This window comes from Kaistella sp., from assembly GCF_032060305.1.
Classification (GTDB): Bacteria; Bacteroidota; Bacteroidia; order Flavobacteriales; family Weeksellaceae; genus Kaistella; species Kaistella yananensis.
Map to the genome: position 1 here is coordinate 1 of NZ_DAMBHK010000101.1, position 6,183 is coordinate 6,183.

Here is a 6,183-nt window from a genome sequence, read left to right on the forward strand (position 1 = left end):
CATTGCAAATATGCAACATAAAAATTGATTTTACCAGCGTGATTTCACCTTTTTTTTAGTCATTAAAAACCGCCACCACGATAAAAAAAGGCGAAACCTAAGTCTCGCCTTTATCTTTCAGGAAAAATTCTGAATTAATATCCGAAGATTTCTTCAAGACTTACTTCATGAAAAGTACCCATTTTTGACATTGCTGCCATATCCAGATTTTCTTTTTTGCCGATAATTGCCGTATTATATTTCAAAGGTTTTACCTCAGCATTATAAAAATTGGTAACATCAGCCAACGTGAGTTTTTCTATTTCAGCATATATATCTTTTCTTAAATCGTAATCGATTCCAAGTTTTTTAAGATTCAACTGATTAAAGAAAATGTTGGTTCTGTTGATTCTGCCCGATGCAATTTGCTTCAATGCTGCGTTTTTAGCATTTTCAAACTGTGCCGGAACCTGCGGAAGGTTCGCCATCAGTTCATCCATTGCGCTTACTGCCTGCGGAAGTTTGTTCGCCTGGGTTCCGATATAGGTCGTTATGTAATCCGGACGGTTCAGTTCGCTGTTGTTTGCGTAAGAAACATACGCAGAATAAGCTAAACTCTTACTTTCACGGATTTCCTGGAATACGATTGACGACAGTCCGCGACCGAAATATTCGTTGAATACATTAATTTTTCCAAAGTTTTTAAGGTTTACAGGCTTTCCTTTCGCCACTTTGCTCATTTCGGTCTGCACCATATCATAATTCGTGAAGAATACTTTTCCTTCAGTATCGGGTTCAGGATAGATTTTCTTAGCCGGAATTTTTACCGTTTCCTTTTCTACGAAGGATTTCGCATACTTTTTAAATTTATTGAAATCGTTTCCGTAGAAGAAAATTTCATAAGGCATTGCCAATAAATCTTTAATCTTATTTGTCATTTCCTCTGATTTGATGCTTTTAAGACGCTGCTCCGAAACCACATCAGAAAAACGCGAATCCTTTCCGAATTTAGCGTAATTGGAAAGCGCTGCCATAATTCTTCCTTTGTCTTTTTTAGCAACTTCGCGGCTTTCTAAAATCGTTTTTACATTCTCTTCGTAAACTTTCTGATCCGGCTTTGCATTTTGCAGCCAGTTTTTCAGAAGTTCAATTCCTTTCGGCATGTTCTGTTCTAAACCGCTCAGCGAAATCATCAGTTGATCCGGTGCTGTACGGAAATCGTGCGAAATCCCGAGTTTAAAGAATTCCTCTTTCAAAGCTTCCGCAGAAAGTTTGTTGGTTCCCAGATATTGTAAAACCTGCGTCGCCAGACCCAATTCTTTGTCGTGGTCGCTTCCGAACGGGAAAATGAAGTAAGTCTGTGCAATATCGTTGTATTTGTTTTCAACAAAACTTGCCTTCTTACCTGCGATTTTATCTGTTTTAATGGCTTTCGAAAAGTCGATGAATTCCGGTTTAATTTCTGAAGAGTTTTCGTTTAAAATGCTTTTCAAAAACGGCGACTGGGCTTCTTTATTCAGTTTGATCGGAGTGATTCCCGGATTTTCTACCCGAACTAATTTATCGTTTATGCCTTTTTCTTTTTTGATGACCACATAATTATCCTTGAAGAATTCGTTGGCGAATTTCACCACATCAGCTTTGGTGATCTTTTCGTACTCGGAAATTTCATTCAGTTCCTTCTCCCAGTCTTGGTTGTTGATATAGCTGCCGTAAAGCGCAGTTGCCAGTCCGTCAGCAGTTTCAAAACTTTTCATCCTTCTAATTTTCATATCATTGATGATTGCCGGAATTTGCCATTCTTCGAATTCGCCTTTCTTCACGAGTTCGATCTGGCTGAGCAGCAGCTGTTTTGCTTCATCCAAAGTCTGGTTGTTTTTGGGAACAATGACCATCGAAAAATTGCCGTAAGTTTTGAACGGCGAATCGTAGGCAAATGCCCGCAATGCCTTCTGGCTTTGGTTAATATTCAAATCGATGAGTCCGGTTTCTCCTGAATTCGACAAAAGATTTGCTACAATTTCAGCAAGTCTCGCATCGTGGGTTCCGTAAGAATCTGTTCTCCAGGCCAGCTGCAAGCGTGGTGCAGAAGGGCTTTTCACAGTTCTTTCAACGATTTTTGTCATTGGTTCCTCAGTAATCATTTTCTTCATCGGCAGTTCCTTATATTCGAAACTTCCGAAATATTGATCAACCAGTTTTATGGTTTTGTCGAAATCAAGATCACCAACCAACACCATTGCATAATTGTTCGGCACATAATACGTATCAAAGTATTTGTGAATCGCAATCATGGAAGGATTTTTAAGATGTTCAGATTTTCCGATGGTGGTTTGCTGACCGTTCGGATGTTTAGGGAAAAGCGCATCCATCAGTTCATAATTCACTAAACGCGAATCGTTATCCTGTGCCCGGTTGAATTCTTCGTAAACTGCCTCCAGTTCTGTATGGAAAAGCCTTAAAACCAGTTCTGAAAATCTTTCTTTTTCAACTTTCAGCCATTTTTCAAGTTCGTTGTTGGGAATATTGTTTTTGTACACTGTTTCATCGAGCCAGGTGTGGGCATTAGTGCCTGATGCTCCCAAAGACGAGATGGCTTTATCATACTCGTTGGCGATTGCATATTTGCTTGCTTCCTGAGAAACTTCATCAATTTTTTTATAGATTTCTTTCTTTTCTTCAGGATTCTGTTCTGCTTTATGCTGTTCGTAAAGGCGAGAAATTTCATCTAAAAGCGGCTTCTCCTTTGCCCAGTCTGCAGAGGCCAGTTTAGAAGTTCCTTTGAACATCATGTGTTCCAGATAATGCGCCAATCCGGTATTATCTGCCGGATCATTGTTGCTCCCGGTTCTCACCGGAATATAGGTTTGGATTTTTGGTGCATCAAAATTCTGAGCGAGGTAAACCTTCAAACCGTTTTTTAAAGTATATATCCGAACACCGTTTTTATCATTCAGTACTGTTTCGTAGGTATATCCGGCTTTATCGGTATTTTTCTTAGTTTCAAATTTTTGTGCTGTCGTCATTGTTAGCGCTCCGATTAAAGTTAAAGTGGTGAGTATTTTCTTCATTCTTAATTTTTGGTTTAACGTAATTTTTGTGGGGAATTAAATTTTTATATTAAAGATGATGAGGCTTCAGCATATTTGCCGGATCCAGAATTTCATCTAATTTCTCCTGAGAAAGAATGCCTTTTTCAAGAACGAGATTGTAAACACTTTTGCCGGTTTCCAGCGCTTCTTTGGCAATTTCAGTGGAATTTTTGTAGCCAATGTATGGGTTGAGTGCGGTTACGATGCCGATACTGTGTTTCACCATGTTAAGGCAAACTTCTTTGTTGGCAGTAATTCCGGTGATGCATTTCTCTCTTAAAGTATCGAGCGCATTTCCAAGGAAATTAATGCTTTCCATAATAGCGTGAGAAAGCACAGGTTCCATTACATTAAGCTGTAGTTGGCCGGCTTCTGCCGCGAAAGTCACCGTAAGATCATTACCAATAACCTTATAGCACACCTGATTTACCACTTCCGGAATTACAGGATTCACTTTACCGGGCATAATTGAAGATCCGGGCTGCATTGGCGGAAGATTGATTTCAAATAAACCTGCACGCGGACCGGAAGACAACAGTCGTAAATCATTACAGATTTTTGAAAGCTTCACTGCAAGCCTCTTCATGGCGGATGAATAAATTACGTAAGACCCGGTATCAGGCGTAGCTTCAACTAAATTTGGCGCAGAAACAATCGGATAACCTGAAATCATGGCCAGATTTTTTGCACATAAATTGGCATAACCCATGGGTGCATTAAGTCCGGTACCGATAGCGGTGGCTCCCATATTGATTTCTACAAAAAGATTGGCGTTGGCGTTCAGTTTAGAAATATCTTCTTCTAAAGTAGCTGCGAAAGCTTCGAATTCCTGACCCAAAGTCATCGGAACTGCATCCTGAAGCTGTGTACGGCCCATTTTAATCACATCGTGAAACTCTTTCCCTTTCTCACGGAATGCCGAAATTGTTTTTTTTAGTTTTTCTACCAAATCCTCATTCATCTGCAAAAGCGCCATTTTGAGTGCTGTAGGATATGCATCGTTTGTGGACTGGGATAAATTGATATGATCATTAGGCGAACAGAATTGATAATCTCCTTTTTCTTTTCCTAATTTTTCGAGAACACGGTTGGCGATTACTTCGTTGGCATTCATGTTTACAGAAGTTCCTGCACCGCCCTGGATCATATCGATTGGGAACTGGTCTTGCAAATTACCTGCGAGAAGTTCGTCGCATACTTCGGCAATTGTTTGATACAGATCGCCGTCAAGCAAGCCAAGTTCGTAGTTCGTTTTAGCGGCCGCTTTTTTTACCATTGCCAGCGCTTTGATAAAGTGGGGATATGATGAAAGATATTGTCCCGAAATTTTAAAATTTTCAATAGCACGCTGCGTTTGAACTCCATAATATGCGTTTGCCGGAACCCGCAATGTTCCCAACAAATCGCTTTCATTTCTGAAATTTTCCATATAATAAATTTGATGAAAAGATAAGGTTATTTGTTCGAATTTAACGAATGCTTCGCCCATTTTCACCATTAAAAATGGGCGGCTGCAAACCGCCCGATCTTATATAAGTGAATGTCAATTCAGTAAACAGTTTGATTACTAAATTTAATGACTGCAGAACAGTTTTTATTGGCTGATAACGGGCTTATTTGTTAGGATATTTCACGTTCAAGGCCTGCAGAATTGACCAAGTTTCAGCATCCATTACGCCATCATACTTCTCCGGACGGAAATGAAACTGAAAAGCCTCTATGGTTTTCTTTGTGGCATTATCTACCATTCCTGAAGGCTCTAATCCATAACCCAGTGTTTTAAGCGCGGCCTGATATTTAAAAATAAATGGTGCGGTGCTCATTTCAACTGCATAATTTTCGGGAATAATCTGGTTATAGAATTCCTGTTTGGTCGCTTCATCATACCACATGCCTATTTGATATTCATCATAGAGTTTTTTCCAGGGGAATTTCGGGCCCGGATCAGATTTTCTCGTGGGAGCAATATCGGAGTGGGCTAAAATATTGGTTGGTGGTATCATGTAACGGTCCGCAATATCTTTTACCAAAGCTGCTACTTTCTTCATCTGGGCGTCATCAAAATCCGGGAAAATCCGCATTCCGGAAGCATCGGCAACATAACCTGGATTTACAATTTCGATCCCGATGGAAGTATCGTTCAGCATTTTATCATTCCTCCACGCACTTATACCTGCATGGTATGATCTTTTATTTTCATCTACCAACTGATAAATTTCCTTATCACCAAGGTTATTCACCAGATAATGCGCACTCACAGACTGCTGGGTAAGCACGGTTACCGATTTGTCATCATCCAAAGCGGTATAGTGTAAAATAATATATTTCTGACGGAAATTCTGAGCAACTGAAGGGAAAAAGGTTTTCACCACCTTATACCCTTTTGGATTGGCGGAGACGATAGAACCGTAACTTATGGTATTGTCATTTTTAGAAATATCACCAATGTTTACCTTAAAAAAGTCGTAATCGCCTTCATGTTGAATTTGCTTTTTTGGAAGCATTGGCGTGGGCGGTTTTACCTGTGAAGTTACCTGTGGTACTGGAGTTTTAGATTTTGTTGAATTTTTTTTCACGGGTTGCTGTGAAGCACATGAAGCCAGAGCTACACTTAATCCTATGAGATATAATGAATTACGCATTTTAATCTTATTTTTTAAAATTTATCTTTCAAAAATACAAAAAAAATTAAGCAAAAAGTTTTGGTTAATATCGAAAACTATTCTATATTTGCACTCGCAATTACAGAACAGAAGCTCTTACAAATATTGCACTGGAGAGTTGCCTGAGTGGCCGAAAGGACTTGTTTGCTAAACAAGCGTACGGGAAACTGTACCAAGGGTTCGAATCCCTTACTCTCCGCAACTTCCACAAAAAATTATTCGGGGCGTAGCGTAGTCCGGTCATCGCGCCTGGTTTGGGACCAGGAGGTCGCAGGTTCGAATCCTGCCGCCCCGACTTTTTAAAAAATTCCTTCGGGAATTTTTACATCTATTACCCAATTAGGGTGCGTAGCTCAGCTGGATAGAGCATCTGCCTTCTAAGCAGACGGTCCCAGGTTCGAATCCTGGCGCGCTCACTTTAAAAGACTGAGATTTTTCTCGGTCTTTTT

Annotated in this window: 3 protein-coding genes and 3 tRNA genes; 3 read left to right on the forward strand and 3 right to left on the reverse strand. The window is 39.9% G+C overall.

The annotated features are described in order from the left end of the window. Positions 1-134: 134 nt before the first annotated feature. The 3 genes from V5N63_RS10920 to V5N63_RS10930 form a co-directional block, all read right to left on the reverse strand. Positions 135-3,050 carry a M16 family metallopeptidase gene (locus tag V5N63_RS10920; protein WP_332033972.1) on the reverse strand — a complete coding sequence of 972 codons (2,916 nt, stop codon included), beginning with the start codon at positions 3,048-3,050 and terminating at the stop codon, positions 135-137. A 49-nt stretch (positions 3,051-3,099) separates the two neighbouring features. Beyond that, a complete protein-coding gene (gene aspA, locus V5N63_RS10925; protein WP_332033973.1) occupies positions 3,100-4,500 on the reverse strand; it encodes an aspartate ammonia-lyase in 1,401 nt (466 codons plus the stop codon). Between the two features lie 184 nt (positions 4,501-4,684). Continuing rightward, a complete protein-coding gene (locus V5N63_RS10930) occupies positions 4,685-5,713 on the reverse strand; it encodes an N-acetylmuramoyl-L-alanine amidase (protein ID WP_332033974.1) in 1,029 nt (342 codons plus the stop codon). Between the two features lie 133 nt (positions 5,714-5,846). Here V5N63_RS10930 and V5N63_RS10935 point away from each other — a divergent pair. The 3 genes from V5N63_RS10935 (at position 5,847) to V5N63_RS10945 (ending at position 6,150) form a co-directional block, all read left to right on the forward strand. Next, positions 5,847-5,933: transfer RNA gene (locus V5N63_RS10935), tRNA-Ser, on the forward strand. Between the two features lie 21 nt (positions 5,934-5,954). Then, positions 5,955-6,029 (forward strand) — tRNA-Pro (locus V5N63_RS10940). 47 nt (positions 6,030-6,076) lie between these two features. After that, a tRNA-Arg gene (locus V5N63_RS10945) sits at positions 6,077-6,150 on the forward strand. Positions 6,151-6,183: the final 33 nt, after the last annotated feature.

What these genes read in the sequence shown, in the direction of transcription:
- V5N63_RS10920 (WP_332033972.1), bottom strand. Translation starts at nt 3,050, where the DNA reads ATGAAGAAAATACTCACCACTTTAACTTTAATCGGAGCGCTAACAATG.
- V5N63_RS10930 (WP_332033974.1), bottom strand. Translation starts at nt 5,713, where the DNA reads ATGCGTAATTCATTATATCTCATAGGATTAAGTGTAGCTCTGGCTTCA.
- aspA (WP_332033973.1), bottom strand. Translation starts at nt 4,500, where the DNA reads ATGGAAAATTTCAGAAATGAAAGCGATTTGTTGGGAACATTGCGGGTT.